Origin of the sequence: [Leptolyngbya] sp. PCC 7376 (genome assembly GCF_000316605.1) — a bacterium.
Lineage (GTDB): Bacteria > Cyanobacteriota > Cyanobacteriia > Cyanobacteriales > MRBY01 > MRBY01.
The window spans coordinates 4,493,445-4,512,131 of the sequence record NC_019683.1 but is presented as its reverse complement, the minus strand read 5'-3'; the positions used below and the strand labels follow the sequence as shown (position 1 = coordinate 4,512,131).

Annotated in this window: 14 protein-coding genes and 1 pseudogene; 13 read left to right on the top strand and 2 right to left on the bottom strand. The window is 42.8% G+C overall.

The window, feature by feature from the left end; all coding sequences use genetic code 11:
- The first annotated feature begins 16 nt into the window (after positions 1-16).
- Both LEPTO7376_RS20335 and LEPTO7376_RS28060 read left to right on the top strand, forming a co-directional pair.
- Positions 17-718 (top strand): hypothetical protein, encoded by a 702-nt coding sequence (locus LEPTO7376_RS20335; RefSeq protein ID WP_015135925.1) that lies wholly within the window; start codon positions 17-19, stop codon positions 716-718.
- A gap of 581 nt (positions 719-1,299) precedes the next feature.
- A pseudogene (locus LEPTO7376_RS28060) lies at positions 1,300-1,452 on the top strand (transporter substrate-binding protein); the annotation flags it as partial.
- Positions 1,453-1,513: 61 nt separating this feature from the next.
- On the opposite strand, the gene LEPTO7376_RS20325 reads toward LEPTO7376_RS28060, so the two are convergent.
- Positions 1,514-2,332 (bottom strand): IS6 family transposase, encoded by an 819-nt coding sequence (locus LEPTO7376_RS20325; RefSeq protein ID WP_015135586.1) that lies wholly within the window; start codon positions 2,330-2,332, stop codon positions 1,514-1,516.
- Between the two features lie 301 nt (positions 2,333-2,633).
- On the opposite strand from LEPTO7376_RS20325, the gene LEPTO7376_RS20320 reads away from it, so the two are divergent.
- The 5 genes from LEPTO7376_RS20320 to LEPTO7376_RS20300 all read left to right on the top strand — a co-directional run bounded on the left by LEPTO7376_RS20320 (position 2,634) and on the right by LEPTO7376_RS20300 (position 10,730).
- Positions 2,634-6,590 carry a filamentous hemagglutinin N-terminal domain-containing protein gene (locus LEPTO7376_RS20320; protein WP_015135924.1) on the top strand — a complete coding sequence of 1,319 codons (3,957 nt, stop codon included), beginning with the start codon at positions 2,634-2,636 and terminating at the stop codon, positions 6,588-6,590.
- A gap of 582 nt (positions 6,591-7,172) precedes the next feature.
- Positions 7,173-7,724 (top strand): PTPA-CTERM sorting domain-containing protein, encoded by a 552-nt coding sequence (locus LEPTO7376_RS20315; protein WP_216700263.1) that lies wholly within the window; start codon positions 7,173-7,175, stop codon positions 7,722-7,724.
- Between the two features lie 202 nt (positions 7,725-7,926).
- Positions 7,927-8,745: an IS6 family transposase gene (locus tag LEPTO7376_RS20310; RefSeq protein ID WP_015135922.1), complete on the top strand. Its 819-nt coding sequence runs from the start codon at positions 7,927-7,929 to the stop codon at positions 8,743-8,745.
- 306 nt (positions 8,746-9,051) lie between these two features.
- A complete protein-coding gene (locus LEPTO7376_RS20305) occupies positions 9,052-9,882 on the top strand; it encodes an SDR family oxidoreductase (RefSeq protein WP_015135921.1) in 831 nt (276 codons plus the stop codon).
- Positions 9,882-10,730, top strand: coding sequence for an EI24 domain-containing protein (locus LEPTO7376_RS20300; protein ID WP_015135920.1), 849 nt, complete (start codon positions 9,882-9,884; stop codon positions 10,728-10,730). Before LEPTO7376_RS20305 ends, LEPTO7376_RS20300 begins: the two co-directional genes overlap by 1 nt.
- Here the strand turns inward: LEPTO7376_RS20300 and LEPTO7376_RS20295 are convergent.
- Positions 10,701-11,039, bottom strand: coding sequence for a hypothetical protein (locus LEPTO7376_RS20295; protein WP_015135919.1), 339 nt, complete (start codon positions 11,037-11,039; stop codon positions 10,701-10,703). The genes LEPTO7376_RS20300 and LEPTO7376_RS20295 overlap by 30 nt on opposite strands.
- A gap of 353 nt (positions 11,040-11,392) precedes the next feature.
- Between LEPTO7376_RS20295 and LEPTO7376_RS20290 the strand changes: the two genes are divergently transcribed.
- The 6 genes from LEPTO7376_RS20290 to LEPTO7376_RS20265 all read left to right on the top strand — a co-directional run bounded on the left by LEPTO7376_RS20290 (position 11,393) and on the right by LEPTO7376_RS20265 (position 18,684).
- Positions 11,393-12,190, top strand: coding sequence for an ABC transporter ATP-binding protein (locus LEPTO7376_RS20290; protein WP_015135918.1), 798 nt, complete (start codon positions 11,393-11,395; stop codon positions 12,188-12,190).
- Entirely contained in the window at positions 12,190-14,841 is a 2,652-nt protein-coding gene (locus LEPTO7376_RS20285) for an FtsX-like permease family protein (RefSeq protein ID WP_015135917.1), read from the top strand. Before LEPTO7376_RS20290 ends, LEPTO7376_RS20285 begins: the two co-directional genes overlap by 1 nt.
- A 12-nt stretch (positions 14,842-14,853) precedes the next feature.
- Positions 14,854-16,023 carry a lipocalin-like domain-containing protein gene (locus tag LEPTO7376_RS20280; protein ID WP_015135916.1) on the top strand — a complete coding sequence of 390 codons (1,170 nt, stop codon included), beginning with the start codon at positions 14,854-14,856 and terminating at the stop codon, positions 16,021-16,023.
- A 284-nt stretch (positions 16,024-16,307) separates the two neighbouring features.
- Positions 16,308-17,246, top strand: a complete 939-nt coding sequence (locus LEPTO7376_RS20275) for a response regulator (protein WP_015135915.1) — start codon at positions 16,308-16,310, stop codon at positions 17,244-17,246.
- 3 nt (positions 17,247-17,249) lie between these two features.
- Positions 17,250-17,954 (top strand): bifunctional demethylmenaquinone methyltransferase/2-methoxy-6-polyprenyl-1,4-benzoquinol methylase UbiE, encoded by a 705-nt coding sequence (gene ubiE, locus LEPTO7376_RS20270; RefSeq protein WP_015135914.1) that lies wholly within the window; start codon positions 17,250-17,252, stop codon positions 17,952-17,954.
- A 16-nt stretch (positions 17,955-17,970) separates the two neighbouring features.
- Complete coding sequence (locus LEPTO7376_RS20265; protein ID WP_015135913.1) at positions 17,971-18,684, top strand: metallophosphoesterase family protein; 714 nt, start codon at positions 17,971-17,973, stop codon at positions 18,682-18,684.
- The last annotated feature ends 3 nt before the right edge of the window (positions 18,685-18,687 follow it).

Genomic DNA, 18,687 nt, shown 5'->3' with positions numbered 1-18,687 from the left:
GGAGAGATAGATAAAAATGTGGAAAAAACTCTTGGTGAGACAGCCTTTTGTCCTTACAAAAATCAGTAATGTAGTGTTGGGTGTTAGCCTCTGCGCTCTCGGTTTAATGCCATTGCGAGCCCAAGCCAATACCAACTTTGACAGCCAAAGTATTAGTTTTAATAAAAATACAATTGTCGAGTTTGAATTTGTGCAATCTCATGGTTCATATCGCACTGTTTTCGGCATGATTAATCAGACAACAGGGACAAAAACAGTCATTTTCCAAGAGAATCAACCCTACGATGATTATCAATTTGCAGAATATGCACCGAACCCCATGCAGCATGACACAGGTTCGAACAAAGACTATGTTGGTACATTCGGCAAAACAGTCACACCGGGTATTGGCATAAATGCAGTCAAAACTTTCGGTAAGCCTGATGGTCAAGTGGTGGAAGTGCCATTTCAGGCCAATCACCAATATGTCTTTTTCCTTGATGTTTATGACGAGCAAGGTAACTTTGTGAATCAATTCCTATCGACTCAAAATGCCGCGAATTTTGATGGCAATTTGCAAGGTGGTCAAGGTCGAGATAGCTATAGCAGAAGCATTACAGGGATTTCTTTACTCTGGGAAGACGGTGGTAGACGGGAAAGCGTCGAAGATTTTGACTACGATGATTTCGTTGTAGAGGCTGGTGGTTTTTTGTTTGATCCCTGCCCTGATGTGAATTAATCTAGCCTTCCGAGCACCGTATTTTTGCTGAAAAGTAGAGCTTTTATCTCACAGGGCGATCGCCTTTTAAGTGCATACATTTTTCAAATCTATAACACTATAAATTTGAATGGCGATCGCCCTGTGAGTGTCATTACGTGAACAGAAAGCCTTCATATCTTTAAGATTTCTCTGTAGATACTTATCCAATTCTGAAATGGATGAAATCAATGGCTCGATTTGCATCGTGTCGCGAGAAGAGATGCTGTTAGATAATGTCAGAAATCTTTCTAACCACGTATGTAAGCCATAAAATACTTGTTATTAAGAACTTCTAACCATGATGTGAAATGCAATCCTAAAACTTGCGACATGATCAGGTATCTACGAAATGATGGCGACAGTTCATTTAGATAGTCATATGCGATACGGTTTTGATTTTGCAGCATTGTCTAAAATATCATCTATATAGGCTGATTAAACATCCTCCTAATGAGAATCCGAGCCTCGGGTCACTCTACTCATTAATGTTGTCATATTAGTTTTTTGAGGTTTATGAGTCTATGACCATTGACCGCTTGGGTGCTTGCGACTTATCTCCTATCCCAGTCGGAATTTTGCATTCTTGCAGCGGCACGATGGCGATTAGTGAAATGTCGTTGATCGACGCGGAAAGAATGGCGATCGCAGAAATCAATCAGGCTGGTGGTGTGCTTGGCCGCCAAATACTTCCTGTTGTCGAAGAGAAAATGTCAGGATTGGGTAGCCAAGTTGGCATCCAAGACGAAACATCATTTTTCTTCGATAAGCCTGTTGTTAAGCGGCATTGAAAATGCTGTGTAATGCTTCGATTCTTTGGAGAAACCTATCTCTTCGTTCAGACGAAGACACTACTTCTCCCATTTGACGACGAGGTCTCAGAACATTATTCACCTCATCAAAAGCCTGACAGAATCTCTGGGCTGATTCCAAGGCTCCAAATCCAAGAGTCGGATAATATCGGTCTTTCTGGCCACGATGACTTTGTTCCACTGGATTACCCTGACAGCCAATCACTTGATGCTCCACCTCTTTTCCTAATTCTTCATCAATGGCTCTGGGGTATGACTTAAGACCATCAGTAAAGACTTGCTCGGGACTTTCCCCTGATATCTCTCTGGCCATTTCAAAAAAGGCTTTAGTCCCTGCCATGTCCCGTTTATCAGAGAGCCTCACATCCACAAGATTGCCATCTTGATCAATGCCACGGTATAGATAGCACCATCGCCCAGAAACTTGGACATAAGTTTCATCAACAAACCAGACTTGCCCTATTTTTCCTCGTCGTTTTTCTCGAATGTGTTCGGTGAAATAAGGCAGGAAACGCTCCTCCCAGTCCCGAACAGTTTCATGGCTGAATTGAAATCCACGAAGCAAATAGAATTCAGCGACATCGCGATAGCTGAGTTTATATCTGATTCGACAGAATAGAACTTCAAAGACGATGTCTGTAGGCACTTCAATGAAATTGAAAGGTGTTGCAGTGCGCTCGTTATAGGTGCGATGGCAAGTTTTACACTGAAAGCGATCGTAACCAAGGTTAGTCTTTCGTTGTAGGACTGAAAATCTTGTCGAGTCACAATGAGGGCAGTCCATAGAACGGTTTGAGAGCGATGGTTTAAGTTAACTCAAACAATATCAGACGGTCACATTCAAACCTATTTTGACAACTCAACTCTGACAGAATCGACTTGGCTACTCAATCCTGACACTTTCAGTTGATGCTGTAGTTTCCAACAGAAATCAGCATAGTAAATATCTAGAAATAAATAGTTTTATGTAACAAATAGACATATCGATATTGCTTAGATATCGTTAATGACAAATATCAAGGGAATAATATTTGTAAGTCATAAAGCAACATCGATACTTTTTTTCCCTGCGGGAGGTTATCTGTGTGAAAACTATTTCTTGTCTCGGTGCTTCAATTGTTTTTTTCTCTATTTCTTGCTTGCAGCTCTCAAATTCAGCACAGATTACCCCAGATACAACATTAGGAGCTGATGCTTCATTTGTTACTCCCGACGTTCTTCTTGATAGTCAAACCGTTGATTTAATTCAAGGTGGTGTAGTAAAAGACAATAATTTACTTCATAGTTTTATCAAATTTAATGTTGCCGCAGGAAAAAATGTTTATTTTGAAAATCCTGTAGCAACTCAAGCAATTTTTAGTCGAGTTACGGGGGATAATGCTTCCGAAATTTTTGGAACTCTGGGAGTAAATGGCAACGCAAATTTATTCTTATTCAATCCTAACGGCATTATTTTTGGGGTTGATGCAAATCTTGACATTAGTGGATCATTCCTCGCCACTACTGCGACTGAAATTGAGCAGATTGATGGAGAGCTATTAAATATTGTTAGTGCTAATGTTAATGATTTATTATCTATTAATCCTAATACTTTATTTCAAAATGCCTTGCGTAATTATCAAGGGCAAATCAGAAGTGACTCAAATTTAATAGTCGGAGAACGTTTACATTTTTCTGCAAATGGGTCTTTAGAAATAAAAGGAGATGTAAGAGCGACAAAAAGTATTAGTCTTCTGACGACAAATGGCAATATCATAACGGCCAATCTTGACTCTTCTTTATCTGACTCAATATCTGGGGATGGAGGAGATATAAGAATATCTACTGATATTGGTGATATTGCTACAAAAAATATTAAATCCTTTTCTTTTAATGAGTCTGAATCATCTTCCTCGTTAACGGGAAATGGAGGAAATATTAGTCTTCTTACAACTATAGGTGATATTTCTACTGAAGATATTCAATCCTATGCTTTTGCCGCTTCTAAACCCTCTTTTTCATCTGCTGGTCATGGAGGAGATATTCGTATTGCTACAACTACAGGGAACATATCCACTGGGAAAATTGAATCCTTTTCTTTTTCTTTATCAGAGGCTGAGGACTCTTCAGTTTCTGGTGATGGTGGAGAGATAAGTATCTCTACTGATATAGGTGATGTTTTAACTAGTGAAATCCGTTCATTTTCATTATCAGAGGCTGAGGGCTCTTCAGTTTCTGGAAATGGTGGCGAGATAAGTATTTCTACCAATACAGGTGATATTGTCACCGAAAAGACTGAAGTTAATAGTATTGAATCTTTCTCTTTTTCTACTTCTAAGTCATCTTTTTCGTCTGCTGGAAATGGCGGCCATATTAATTTCGCTACATCCATAGGTGGTATTTCCACTATTGATCTCAAATCTTTCTCTTTTGCTTTTTCTGAATCATCATCGTCATCAGCTAAAAATGGCGGCGATATTAGTTTCTTTGCAACTATAGGTGATATAAAAATCGATGAAATCGAATCTTTTTCCACCTCTAACTCAAAGTTGTCATCCTCAGCTGGAGACGGAGGAGATATTAGTTTGTTGACAACTATAGGTGATATCCAAACTGCAAATATAAAATCTTTTTCCATTACAGATTCAGGTGACTCTTCAGTTTCTGGTGATGGAGGAATAATTATTATGTCTACGGATACAGGCAATATCCTGACTAAGGAGCTTAGCTCTATTTCTATTGCTGCTTCTAATGTAAATAGTTCTTCTCTTTCTGGTGATGCAGGAGATATAAAAATTTCTATTAATCTAGGTGATATTATCACTGATGAAATACTCTCTTTTTCATCATCTAGTCTTGCCGAATCTTCAATATCTGGAAACGGTGGCAATGTCAATCTATCTACCATTAATGGAAATATTCTTATTAAAGATATCCAGTCTTTTTCTCTTTCAGACTCTAAATCTGGAAATGGTGCAGATATTACCTTATTGGTTACAGAAGAGGGAAATATCTCAACTAAGAATGATGCGATATTCTTCTCTGGTTCAGTTGCTAGATCTGGCAGTTCTGGTAATAGTGGGAGTGTTTTTCTCCAGACCCAAAATAATATTAGTAATCTTGAAATATCCACTCTTTCTCCAGATTCGCAGTCAGGCGTAGTTGAGATTATCGGGAATGAGTATTTAGAGTTGAATAATGTCGATATTATTACTAGACCTACATTGGCAATTACAAATCCACTGGATCTTAATAACCCATTAGTTATTGATCTCAGTACTGTTGGTCAGTCGGGGGATATTTTTCTCACTAGCTCAGAAGATTTGATACTCAATAATAGTTCGGTGCTCAGTGAGACTAACGGGAGTAAACCAGCAGGAAATGTTTTTGTCCGAAGCCCAGGTATTATCACCTTAAACCAAAGTTCTATAACAAGTGATACAAACAATACTGGTAAAGCTGGAAGTATTCAATTTGACTCATCAATCTTGAATGTTTTTAATGATAGTCAAATCTTTGCACGTACCTCCGACTCAGGAGATGGAGGCACAGTAACAGTAAATGCATCTCAAGCTGTGAACCTTGGGCAAGAATCGCAAGATTCATCTCCAATACTTTCTGTCGAAACATCTAGTTTAGGTAGAGCAGGAGACATTATTATCAATACACCATTATTAAATGTATTTGACGGTGCTCGAATTACAGCAATATCAACAGAAACGTCAACTAATCAAGATGGTGGGGGCAGCATTACTCTTAATGCTGATCAAATGAATCTGAGAGGACAAGTAGGAATCTTCGCAGAAACTCAAGGGGAAGCTCCAGCCGGTCGCCTATTGCTGCAACCTTATCAGAATAATCCTAATCTCTTGATTGCTCTCTTTACAGGATCAAAAATTTCTGCATCAACATCAGGTAGTGGTAAGGGAGGCGATTTAGTGATTGTTGCGACAAACCAAGTAAATATTAATGGGGCGGGAATTCTATCAGTAGAGACAACTTCTAGCGGAGATGCCGGCACTATAGATATTTCCTCAAAGAATCTAATCATCAGAGACGGTGTTACTTTAACTGCTTCCACTTCAGGGAGTGGAGATGGAGGATTTATCAAATTTACAGTTGCGGATGATATCAATATTTTAGATAGTTCAGTAGAAGCAATTACGAAATCAGGCTCCACAGGAAAAGGTGGCAGCATTGACATTGACCCTCGTAATGTTAACTTCACTAATTCAAACATTGCTGTGAATTCTCAAGGTCAAGGTGTTGGTGGAGATATTTTGCTGGTTGCAGATTTCCTCCGTTTAGATAATTCAGATCTAACAACAGAAACGTTTAGTAGTGATGGTGGTAATGTAAATCTTGATATTGGAAGGTTTTTCTCTTTAGCCAACGGCAGTAATGTTACGGCTACGGCTGGGCGCGAACGACTAGCAGGTAATGGCGGCAATATTACTATTTTTTCACCAATTATTACAGCCCCGCTTGATCAAGATAACAATATTCGAGCCGAGGCTTTTGCCGGAACTGGCGGCAATATTTTTATTCGTACAATAGGACTTTCAGGACTAGACTTTACGGGTACGGATATCCCAATCCGTAATGATATTACAGCTTCCTCGGGAGTTGTTGGGCTCGATGGGACTGTGACCATTGATGAGCAGCAAACGGAATCTGACGATTTACCCGAAGACTTGATTGATGCAGATAGTCTAATTGAGCAAAATGTCTGTGCGATTGAAAATGACCAAATCGCTGGCGGGAGTTCGCTTACAATTGAAGGTAAAGGTGGCTTGCCGATGAGTCTAGAAGGAAATGCAAGTATTCGTACTCCTATACTTAGCTATCTGACAAGCTCCGGAAATATTCAAGATATGATCTCCAAAGATTTCCCTACCCATACGACCTCACTGTCAAAAATAAGGCCAATAATGATTGAAGAAATTTCGTTAGCTAGAGGATGGCAAAGATTTTCAGACGGAAAAATGGAACTAGTTAGTGATATTTTTTTACCTTCAATACAAAATATTTCATCACATCCCGACTGTTTAACTACACGATGATAGATTAACTGAACATCAAGACTGATTGACTTTTAAAATAGTTTTTGGGATTTCCTTCTATCTTGGTTGACAGATGAAACTTTCGTATTGCTAGTACATACATGGAATGCACTCTTTTTTTCGAATGATACGATATTTCATATCAAGTAAAAAGCTTTTATGTTGAGGAGTTTGTAGAATGAGCGAACAAATGATTTCTATAAAAGACATTTATCTCTACACAAACCAATGCATCTTCCTCTTGAACTGATGTGGAGGATGCTTCCACTCAAATCAGTCCAACATTCAGCCAGAGAATATTGAGTCAATGAATACATAGTTGGTATAAATCAACATATTTAGGAAAAACTATCTAAATCGAAAATAGTGGCCCAATATAAAAAAAATATAGCTATATTCCTAGAACCTTCTGTTAAGTTGACAATGCCCTTAGTATCTTCACGGAATTTTTATATAGCCAAAGAAAAATCATCTAAGTTTTATACTTAAGTAGGATAACTGTGAAAAAAATCAATATCTCATTTATATAATTTAGTTTGTAAGTATTACACTGAACCAATCATGAAGACGATTTCGAAAGCTATGGTTGTAACTGGTTTCGTTGCAACTAGTATGTTGAGTGCAGATCCTGTAGATGCTTTAACCTTCGACTTTTCCTATAGATTTGAGTCAGGCGACGTCCTTTCTGGTGTTCTCGAGGGGAACATTCTTACAGATGAAGAAGATGTTGTTATCGTTTCAGAAATTACAAGCTCTTTCTTTAATAGCACAAATCTTGGTGGCAAAGAAGTTGTCAACTTTTTCCCAGAAACAGACCTTGGTTTAGGTAATATTTTTCTGGGTCTTGAGCCACTAACACCTATTGTCACCTTTAGTGGTTTCGGGATGGATTTATTTGCCTGTGACAGTTTTAGTTTTGACGGACCTGGATTCCCAAATATAGATGATAGTGAATGCGATACAGGCTTTTTCACTTTTGCTTTTGGAGAAGGTTTTATCGGTAATGCTGCGTTTGGAGAAGCATTCAATGCAGAACGCTGGTCATTAACTCCTGTTCCAACTCCTGCAACAGTACTTCCCATTCTGACTGGTCTTTTCGGTGCGGCATCTAAACGTAGGCAAGAAAACGCTTAAGTTACCGTCCAATCATTTGAACATATTTTCCAAAGAATTCTGGGTGATGAAATGCTCAGAATTTTTTGTTGTCTATTTTCTGCTGTTATCGAATTGTTCTTGTAGACGATTCTGTCAGGACTGATTGTCCAAAATAGCTCTGAATGTGACTGTCTGATATTGTTTGAGTCCGCCTAAACCATTTGCCCTCAAACCATTCTCTATGGACTGTCCTCATTGTCATTCAACAGAATTTTCTCTCCTTCAACAAAGAACTAACCTTGGTTACCATCGCTTTCGCTGTAAAATCTGCCGTCGCACCTATAACGAGCGCACTGCAACCCCTTTCAATTTTGTTGAAGTTCCAACAGACATTATCTTCGAAGTGTTATTCGTTCGAGTCAGATATAAACTCAGCTATCGAGATGTCGCTGAATTCTATTTGCTTCGCGGATTTCAATTCAGCCATGAAACTGTTCGGGACTGGGAGGAGCGTTTCCTGCCTTATTTCACCGAACACATTCGAGAAAAACGACGAGGAAAAATAGGGCAAGTCTGGTTTGTTGATGAAACTTATGTCAAAGTTTCTGGGCGATGGTGCTATCTATACCGTGGCATTGATCAAGATGGCAATCTTGTGGATGTGAGGCTCTCTGATAAACGGGACATGGCAGGGACTAAAGCCTTTTTTGAAATGGCCAGAGAGATATCAGGGGAAAGTCCCGAGCAAGTCTTTACTGATGGTCTTAAGTCATACCCCAGAGCCATTGATGAAGAATTAGGAAAAGAGGTGGAGCATCAAGTGATTGGCTGTCAGGGTAATCCAGTGGAGCAAAGTCATCGTGGCCAGAAAGACCGATATTATCCGACTCTTGGATTTGGAGCCTTGGAATCAGCCCAGAGATTCTGTCAGGCTTTTGATGAGGTGAATAATGTTCTGAGACCTCGTCGTCAAATGAGAGAATTCGTGTCTCTATCTGAACAAAGAGATAGATTCTTTCATGGAGTGGAAGCATTACACAACATTTTCAATGCTACTTAACTAAAAGCTTATCGAAGGAAAATGATGTTTCATCTCGAATACTGACTTGGCTACTCAATCCTGACACTTTCCCTACTGCAGGGATGGTTGCTTTTGCGAATCATCTAACGAGTGTTGTTGAGAGAATCGACCCAGCCCAAATGAATACAATTCGAGAAATTATTACTAAAGCCTTACCTTTAGGCAACTAACTGTTCTGAAAAAATGTGGACGTTTCACAAAATGCCCCTACATAAAACGTGAATCTTAAAATCTGCTTGATATACTTTGGAGCGGCGATATTTATGGAATTTAGCGGTTGTGGGTATGAAGATTGCAATTATTGGGTGTGGTTATGTTGGACGGACGATCGCCAAACGATGGAAAGCAGTGGGACATGAGCTGACAGTCACGACCACAAGCTCCGAAAAAGTCTCCCAACTCGCTGATCTTGCCCATCGCGTCAAAGTGATCGAAGGGTCTGATCAAGATGCCTTGCGGGAACTTTGTGAAGGTCAAGAAGTAATTTTGCTGAGCGTTGGCTCCAAAGGCGGACGTACTGAAGAAAATTATCGCCGTTCCTATCTCCAAACTGCCCAAAATCTCCGTGATGCCCTACGCACGAACAGCACCGTTAAACAAGTCATTTACACTAGCAGCTATTCTGTCGTCGGAAACCATGATGGCGCATGGGTAGATGAATCCACTCCCGATCAGCCCGCCAATATTTTTGCTGAAATTTTGCGCGAAGTCGAACAAACTCTCATGGAAATACAAACAGGCGATCGCCATGTCTGTATTTTGCGATTGGGGGGTATTTATGGTGAAGGACGCGAAATCCTCAAAATTTTCCGGCGGGCGATGGGTACAACAAAAGCAGGCAAAGGCGCAGAATACGGTAACTGGATTCACTTAGCCGATATTGTTCGAGGCATAGAATTTGCCCGCGAGAAGCAGTTGTCTGGACTGTTTAACCTTGTGGCGGATGAACCCATGCAACGGCGAGAAATGTTAGATCGCCTCGCAAAAAAATATAATTTAGATCCAGTCCTTTGGGATGAAGCTAAGCCTTCTGACCGTATCTTCAATGTGCGTGTCTCCAACCAAAAACTCAGAGACCAAGGCTTTTTGCTCGCATATCCAACCATTCAGCTCTAATGCAACCTATGCCCATCGCCATTTTTAAAGGTGCCAGTTACCCATTCCGCGCCGTCAGAATGTTTTCGCGTCACCCTCATCTGTTGCAGTATCTCGCAATTCCCATGGCGGTCAATATTGTTGTTGGCGTTCTGCTGTATACATTTTCGCTACGGTGGGCATGGCGTACCGCAGGCAATGGCTATGTTTGGATTGACACCTTTTTCAATGGCTTAATTAGTCGGTTACCCCAATGGTTGCAATGGTTAGATTATGGTGCTCATGCTCTGGCGGTCGTACTTGGGATTATTTTTATCGCCGCAATTTTTATTGTGATTGGTTTAATCTTGGTGCAATTTGGAACACTGCTCGGCGCACCTTGGTATGGTCAACTGTCGGAACAGATCGAAAAACTTCGGACTAGTCGTGTTGAGGTGATTGAAATTGGCATTGTGCGAGATTTGAGTCGAGCCATTCTGTTTGAACTAAAAAAATTAGCGCTTATTATTACGGCTACACCATTTCTCTTTGGCATCAACTTTGTTCCAGTTGCTGGCAGCATCATTTCATCTATTGGTGGTACCACGCTAACCCTCACCCTCATTTGTCTTGACTTTTTTGATGCGCCCCTAGAACGTCGTCGTTTACCTTTTCGCCGAAAACTAGGGATTGTCTATCGTGCCTTTCCCGCCAGTGCTGGATTTGGATTTGTTTGTTTAGCCTTGGTCAGTGTGCCGTTAATTAATCTGATCACCATTCCCATCTGTGTCGCTTCTGGAACGCTTTTTGTATGCGATCGCCTCTTAAATAAACTGCCGCAACGAACAGAAGCGCCATCATCAGAAGAAATTCCGCAAGAATCGGTGTAATATCGCCCGCCCAGAAACATTATCCTCATAGCCCAAAGACTCATCATAGAGCGCTGTCCAAAACTCCAAGATCTCTGTATCTAGAGCTTCTCGAACTCTTTGATAATCAATAATCACATCCGATGTGCGGTGCAAAGAAATCACTTCTGCCGCTTCTGACTCGCTCGACACAAGACAGTGCGGACGAATCCAATAACTCTTTTGCTTCTCGATAAACTGAATCACAGACCCATACAAGCGCTCTTGCGGTGACTCTAAACAGACAATTTGCTGCGGCGAAAAGTTTGCATGGCCTGGCGTGTGACTCATCTAAATAAACCCACCCAACGATTACTAGCAACTGACATTTAGTTCATTATCATGACAAATCTTGGCGAAAGTCGCTGAATCTTGTTTCCCCAAACTCGATTTTTGAGGGTTTTATACAATTCAAAATGTTGTCACTAGTCATCCAATAGACAAAAGAATTTGGACTGATTGGATGTCTGATATTAATGACGCAATTATGGGAAATCTCCTGCTATATCAATGACATTAGGTAAGAAGCTATTGATAGTCAGTAAGCTCTGAAATCCAAGCTATTAAATCGATCCCCAAAGACAGCCTCTTCAATTTGCGTTAAGATTTGGCTTGCAAAGAAACTTAACAAAGAGCGGGTCAACATGGGTTCAAAGCCATCGATCATCACGCAGATATTCGGTTGGTTGCAACCATCTGTCGGCAATTGGGAGCAATTTAAGCAGCCATCTGAAGGTTTTATTGAATTCCGAAATCTCAGCAAAGGTTTCACTGAAGGCTTGACCGAAAGACAGGTGCTTAATAATTTATCGATGGCTTTCGAACAGGGACAATTTATTGTGCTGCTTGGGCAAAGTGGTAGCGGTAAGAGCACATTGCTAAATTTGATTAGCGGTATTGAACGACCAAGCTCTGGGACGGTGCTAATCGATGGTGTACCGATTACGGAGTTAAATGAACGCGATTGCACGTTATTTCGTCGGGATCAGATTGGTATTATTTTTCAGTTTTTTAATCTCATTCCAACCTTAACTGTCCTCGAAAATGTGACGTTGCCGCAAGAGCTGGCAGGTCGTTCCCCTGCTGATGTTGAATCTCAGGCTCTTGCTCTTCTGTCCAAAGTTGGGTTGGGCGATCGCAGTGAAGCTTTCCCTGATAAACTCTCCGGCGGGCAACAACAACGGGTGGCGATCGCCCGCGCTTTGGTTCATGAGCCACGTTTGATTTTGGCAGATGAACCAACAGGCAATCTCGACGAAGATACCGGCAAAACAGTTTTAGAATTACTCCTCGACTTGACCCGCAATGCCAATAAAACTCTGATTATGGCGACCCATAATCCCGAAATTGCAACCTATGCAGACAAAGTACTGCGGGTGCATGAAGGCCATCTCGAAGATGCCACAGCAGAGTTCCAACGTCGAGAGGTCGCGACTCTCTAATGACTGCATCTTCCCATTCCAACAAAGAATCTATTCCACCAGTGGACAACGCTCCTCTATGGCGATTGGCGTGGCGTCGAGTGCGTCGTCGGCCATTCCAATATCTCCTCTTTATTTTGGGCATTGCGATTGGCGTCGCCATGATGGTGTCCATCGATTTGGCTAATGGTTCTGCCCAGAGAGCTTTTGAACTTTCCACCGATGCGATCGCCGGGCGCACGACCCATCGTATTGAGGCCATTTCTCCAATTGGCGTAGACGAATCTCTTTATCGTCAACTTCGTACAGAGGTAGGTTATTCTCAATCTGCTCCCATTGTTGAAGGCTATGTTGTTGCCGAAGATTTAGATCGCCAGCCCATGCGTTTAGTTGGGGTCGATTTTTTCGCAGAAGCACCTTTCCGAAGTTATCTCAGTGGCGACTCCGATGGCGATGCGAATCAAGGTGTAGAAGCTTTAACTGCTTTTCTAACTGAACCGAACACTGTTATTTTGGCGCGAGATACTGCCTCTCAATATGACGTTCAGGTGGGCGATCGCCTCAATCTTTCCCTCGCTGGCCAGCCAATTTCCTCAAAAGTAGTAGGAATCCTTGCGCCTGCCAATGCCCTCACCCGCGATGCCCTGAGTAATGTTTTATTTACTGATATCGCCTCTGCCCAAGAAGTGTTGGGAATGCAGGGTCGTCTCAGTCATATTGACCTCATTGCTGAAGATGAAACTAACTTAGACCGCGTTCGTGCGATTTTGCCTGAGGATGTGAAACTCACCACAGCCCAAGCCCAGAAAAATGCTGTGCAGCAAATGACCGCCGCATTTGAGCTAAACCTCACTGCCCTAAGTTTATTGGCGCTTGTGGTAGGGATGTTTTTGATTTACAACACCGTCACCTTTAGTGTGATTCAGCGGCGACCCTTGTTCGGCACATTGCGATGCTTAGGCGTTACACAAGGTCAATTATTTCAACTAATTTTAGGCGAATCATTAGTACTCAGTATTGTCGGTTCACTGCTGGGTTTAGGTCTCGGCATAATCTTAAGCCGCAGTATTGTTGGATTGATTACCCAGACCATTAATGACTTTTATTTTGTCGTGTATGTTCGCGATATTAGTCTCAGTACCTTCACTTTGGTTAAAGGGATTTTTATTGGTATTTTTGCAGCGTTATTAGCCTCGGTTATTCCAGCGGTTGAAGCGATGCGGACATCACCGAACAATAGCTTGAAGCGTTCAACCCTCGAAGCAAAAGTCCAACAAATTTTGCCTTGGCTCGTCTTAGCTTGGGGTGTTTTTACCCTTGGAGGCACTGGCCTATTAATGATTAAAAATGGTGGCCTCGTCACCGCCTTCGCAGGATTATTCGCCATTCTTTTGGCTGCAGCTCTACTGACCCCACCGTTAACGGCTTTATTAATGCAGGGTTTATCGCCTGTTCTAAATAATTTGATCGGTATTTTGGGCAAGATGGCACCCCGTGATATTACTCGTTCCCTTAGTCGCACCTCCATTGCGATCGCCTCTTTGATGGTTGCAGTGTCAGTAATTGTGGGTGTGTCAGTAATGGTGGGTTCTTTCCGGACAACTGTGGTGCAATGGCTAGACCAAACCCTACAGGCCGATATTTATGTCACGCCGCCGAGTACTACAGCAAACCGTGTCTTTGGCAGTGTCGATCCGAGTGTTGTGGCCGAAGCTTATACTTGGCCAGAAATCGACCGCATTGTCACTTATAACGATACTGATGTTGAGGTAATTGCCTTTAATCGCGATGCTGAAACTAGCACTGAAATCGCGGTAGATCGCTCCGCTAAATTAATCTCTGCCGATGGTGATGTATCTGATGGTCAACGTCCCTACGCTTGGATTCGTGACGATGTCGAAGATCCTTGGCCACAGCTCGATGCTGGCGAAGGAGCGATTATCTCTGAGGCTTTAATGATTCGAGCAGGTGTATCAGAACCACCGGAAACAGTGACTGTCGAATCTCCTCAGGGAGCACTGACCTACCCTGTCATTGCGGTTTTTTATGATTACTCATCCGACCGAGGCACAATTCTCCTCGATGACAATCTTTATCTAGAGGCATGGCAAGACCCCAGCATTGCATCCCTTGGGTTATTCGTGAAACCCGATATCAATGTGGATGAAGTGGTGACTCATCTGCGGGAAATCTTTAAGGGAAGACAGGATTTGGTGGCGCAGTCGAACCGTAATTTACGGCAGGGCTCACTAGAGATTTTTGATCGAACTTTTGCGATTACTGGTGCTTTGAGACTGCTGGCAGTTGTGGTTGCATTTATTGGGGTTCTCAGCGCCCTGATGAGTCTGCAACTAGAACGCACTCGGGAACTCGGCATCTTGCGAGCGAATGGCATGACTCCTCCTCAAATGTGGCAGCTAACCCTTTTGGAGACGGGCATTATGGGAAGTTTAGCTGGCTTTTTTGCGATGCCGCTGGGCTATGTTTTGGCGTGGATTTTGATCTACGTGATTAATGTGCGGTCGTTTGGCTGGACGTTACAAATGCAAGTTCAGCCGAGCTATTTTTGGCAGGCATGGATTGTTGCGGTAGTAGCTGCATTGCTGGCGGGATTATATCCAGCTTGGCGGTTAAGCCGAATGGTTGTAGCAAGTGCGATTCGAGAGGAATAGAAGAGGAAAAAGATGAAAGGATTAAAACAGTTTTCACTCGTAATGCTTGCAATTGGATTAGCTCTTGCAGTGGCTTTTTGGCCGAGGGCTGGCATCACAAATAGTGGTCAGGCTTCAGTGGAATGGCTATCCGTTCAGAATGTTGAGACTACTGCTGAGTTCACTCAGGCGATCGCCCCCAAGCCTCTAAGATTTCCCAAAGATTTAGGCCCTCACGACGATTACCAAACAGAATGGTGGTATTACACAGGCAATCTCGAAACAGATCAAGGTCGAGAATTTGGCTATCAACTCACTTTTTTCCGCCGGGCATTAACCCCAGAGACTGCGGAAGTTGTTGATGCGTCTGACTGGCGATCGCCTCAAGTTTATTTTTCTCACTTCACCATCAGTGATATTGAGAATCAAACCTTTTATCCCCATGAACGCTTTAGTCGAAAATCTGCGGGATTATCTGGTGCGCAATCTGTGCCCTATCGGGTCTGGCTCGAAAACTGGTCAGCGGAAGAAATAGAACCTGGCAAAGTAAGACTCGTCGCCGATGCTGATGATGTGCAATTGGATTTAGTGTTGAGCGAAACTTTACCACCTGTGCTTCAGGGTGATCGCGGTTATAGCAAAAAAGGTCAAGAGCCAGGCAATGCCTCCTATTACTACTCCATCGTCCAACAAGAAAGCGTTGGAACCATTATCGTGGGTGATGAATCCTTTAAGGTTACTGGTCACACTTGGAAAGATCATGAATATTCAACGAGTGCTCTCAGTCCAGGCACTGTCGGTTGGGATTGGTTCTCCCTTCAATTGGATGATGGTTCGGCATTAATGCTTTATGGCTTGCGTCAAGAAAATGGCGATATTACCGATGTTTCCAGTGGTACTTATGTCAGTTCTACAGGTGAAACCCAAACCATTGATAATACAGAGTGGCAAATCGATGTTCTCGACACTTGGCATAGCCCTACGAGTCAGGCTGATTATCCATCCCAGTGGCATATCGAAATTCCAAAGCTTTATCTGATGCTAGACGGCAAATCTCTGATTGCAAATCAAGAGTTAAATGTGTCGACAACCTATTGGGAAGGCGCCGTTGGATTTGAAGGAAAAAAATCAAATCAGCCTATTGCAGCCAAAGGATATGTTGAAATGTCAGGCTACGCTGATCGTCTTGATGTGGTGCTTTAACAAAAAATATGCTGCTTTTTTCTAAGGCAGATTTACCAAAAAATAGTCTGATTTAGGGTTGATACAGGGTTGATCGGCATAGGAGTGTTTCTCCGGCGATCGCCCTGTATTTTGTTTAACGGTCTAAATTGCTAAAAAAGTTCATAAATTTCTGGAATTAATTGGCATTAGCGCCATCTATCAGCATGAGATTTTACAGGAGCTTAAGTTTAGGCTGAAAATCTGCTGACAAGCATTGTAGGGTAAGTATTATGTAATTAGATCAAAATCCGATCCTTGCGATCATGACTATCCCTGAATTTACCCATATCACCGAGCAGATGAAAGCTGTGACTCGCAGACAGAAAGCTAAACTCTTGGTCGTTGACGATGAACCTGACAACCTCGATTTGTTGTACCGGACATTTCGGCGTGACTTCCACGTGCTCCGAGCCAGTAACGGTATCGAAGCCTTACAAGTACTCGAAGAGGAAGGGGAAGTCGCTGTCATTATTTCCGATCAGCGTATGCCGAAAATGAAGGGGACGGAGTTTCTTAGTCGTACAGTCCCTGAGTTTCCGAATACCATGCGGATTATTTTGACGGGGTTTACGGACGTAGAAGATCTCGTCGAAGCGATTAATGCTGGGCAAGTATATCGCTACATCACTAAGCCTTGGGACCCCGCTGAATTGCAGGATGTCGTTGCAGTTGCTGCAGAAACCTATGCGACCGCCAACAATCGTATTGCAGAGCTAGAGCGTAGCCAAAACCAAACGCAACTCCTCGGTAAACTCCTCACTATTTTTGCGTCTGATACTCCTCTAGAAGAGACATTAAACCAAGCAACAGCCGCAATTATGCCTGCCCTAGGGGCAGATGCTTGTTATCTCAAGATCACAAAATCTGGAGATTGTGAAGATGCCATCGGTGAAAGCGGTTCTCTCAACACTGCGATCGCCATCCCGGAGAATGATCCGCTCATCGCTAAGGTGAAAGAATCATTAGCTTTGCAATTATGGCTAAACTCCCGCAAAACGCCACCGCCAGAAGATATTAGTTACTACACCGAGAATGCGATCAAACAACATTTATTGTTGCCTCTGACCTATCGTCAGGAAATCCTCGCTCTTCTGTCACTACAATGGCTTGATGTCTGTACATTGCGTGAGTCTGATCTCAACCTCTTATACCTTGCCAGTCAACAGATTGCATTTGCTCTGATTAGCCAAAAATCCTGTTAACACATGCCCCAAGCCGATACCGCCCCCGAAATCCAAGAAATTTTTAATCGCATCGCTCCAAAATACGACGACCTCAATCAATGGATCAGTTTGGGGCAGCATCAGATTTGGAAAAAAATGGCGGTGAAATGGAGCAATGTGCAACCGGGGGATACGGCGCTCGATATTTGTTGTGGGAGTGGCGATCTAACGCTGCTACTGGCTCGCACAGTTGGAGTGATGGGAAAAACCATCGGCATCGATTTTGCGACAAAACAATTGGCGATCGCCGCTGAAAAACAAACCCGTCAGTGCCCAGAATTTGATATCACTTGGCAAGAGGGTGATGCTTTATCATTGCCCTTTGAAGCTGAAACTTTTGATGGTGTAACCATGGGCTATGGGTTGCGAAATGTAACAAATATTCCCCTTGCCCTCGCAGAAGTTTATCGCGTTCTAAAACCGGGCAAGAAAGTTGCTATCTTAGATTTTCACCGCCCCGCTGATCAAACCAAACAAGCCTTTCAGCAATGGTATATGCAGACTGTTGTGGTTCCCCTTGCTGAACGGTTTAAGCTCACAGCCGAGTACGAATATATTCAGCCCAGTATTGAGCGTTTCCCTACGGGGAAAGCACAGGAAACATTGGCCCGAGAAGCTGGCTTTAGTGAAGCTATTCACTACCCCTTCGCGGGGGATATGATGGGTGTACTGGTGGCAACCAAGTGATTGCAGGCATATTTTTATGGGGCAACGACGAATCTGTATAGGCGACGTGCATGGTCATTACGATACATTAATGGCTTTGCTCGATTTTGTTGCTCCAAATCAAGATGATCGGGTTTATTTTTTGGGAGATCTCATCGATCGTGGCCCAAAGAGTGCTGAAATTATTGAGTTTGTTCGTCGGAGTTCGTACCAATCTCTCATGGGGAATCACGAGATGATGATGCTAGAGGCGATCGCCGCCGACGGTAGTGTGGACGAAGATACATTTGTGGCTTGGTATCACAGCGGTGGTTCTAATACGCTTCAGAGCTATAACCACAAAATTCCCTATGAGCATTTACTCTGGTTGCGCGATCGCCCCACCCATTTAGATCTTGGTGATATCTGGCTTGTTCATGCAGGTCTTGACCCAGACTTACCTATCGATAAACAAGGTGCAGATCAATTCTGCTGGGTGCGGGGTGAATTTCACTCTATTCCGCAGCCCTATTTTTCCAATAAACTAGTGATCGTTGGGCACACGATTACCTTTACCTTTCCGGGAGTTGAGCCGGGACAATTGGCACAGGGAGCCGGTTGGCTCGATATTGATACGGGGGTTTATCACGCTAAAAGTGGTTGGTTGACTGCTTTCGATATTGATCAGCGCGAAGTCTTTCAGGTCAACAGTCATACGGAGCAACAGCGTCATTTCCCCCTAGAGGCGATCGCCGTTACTCCGTTTCTTTAAAGC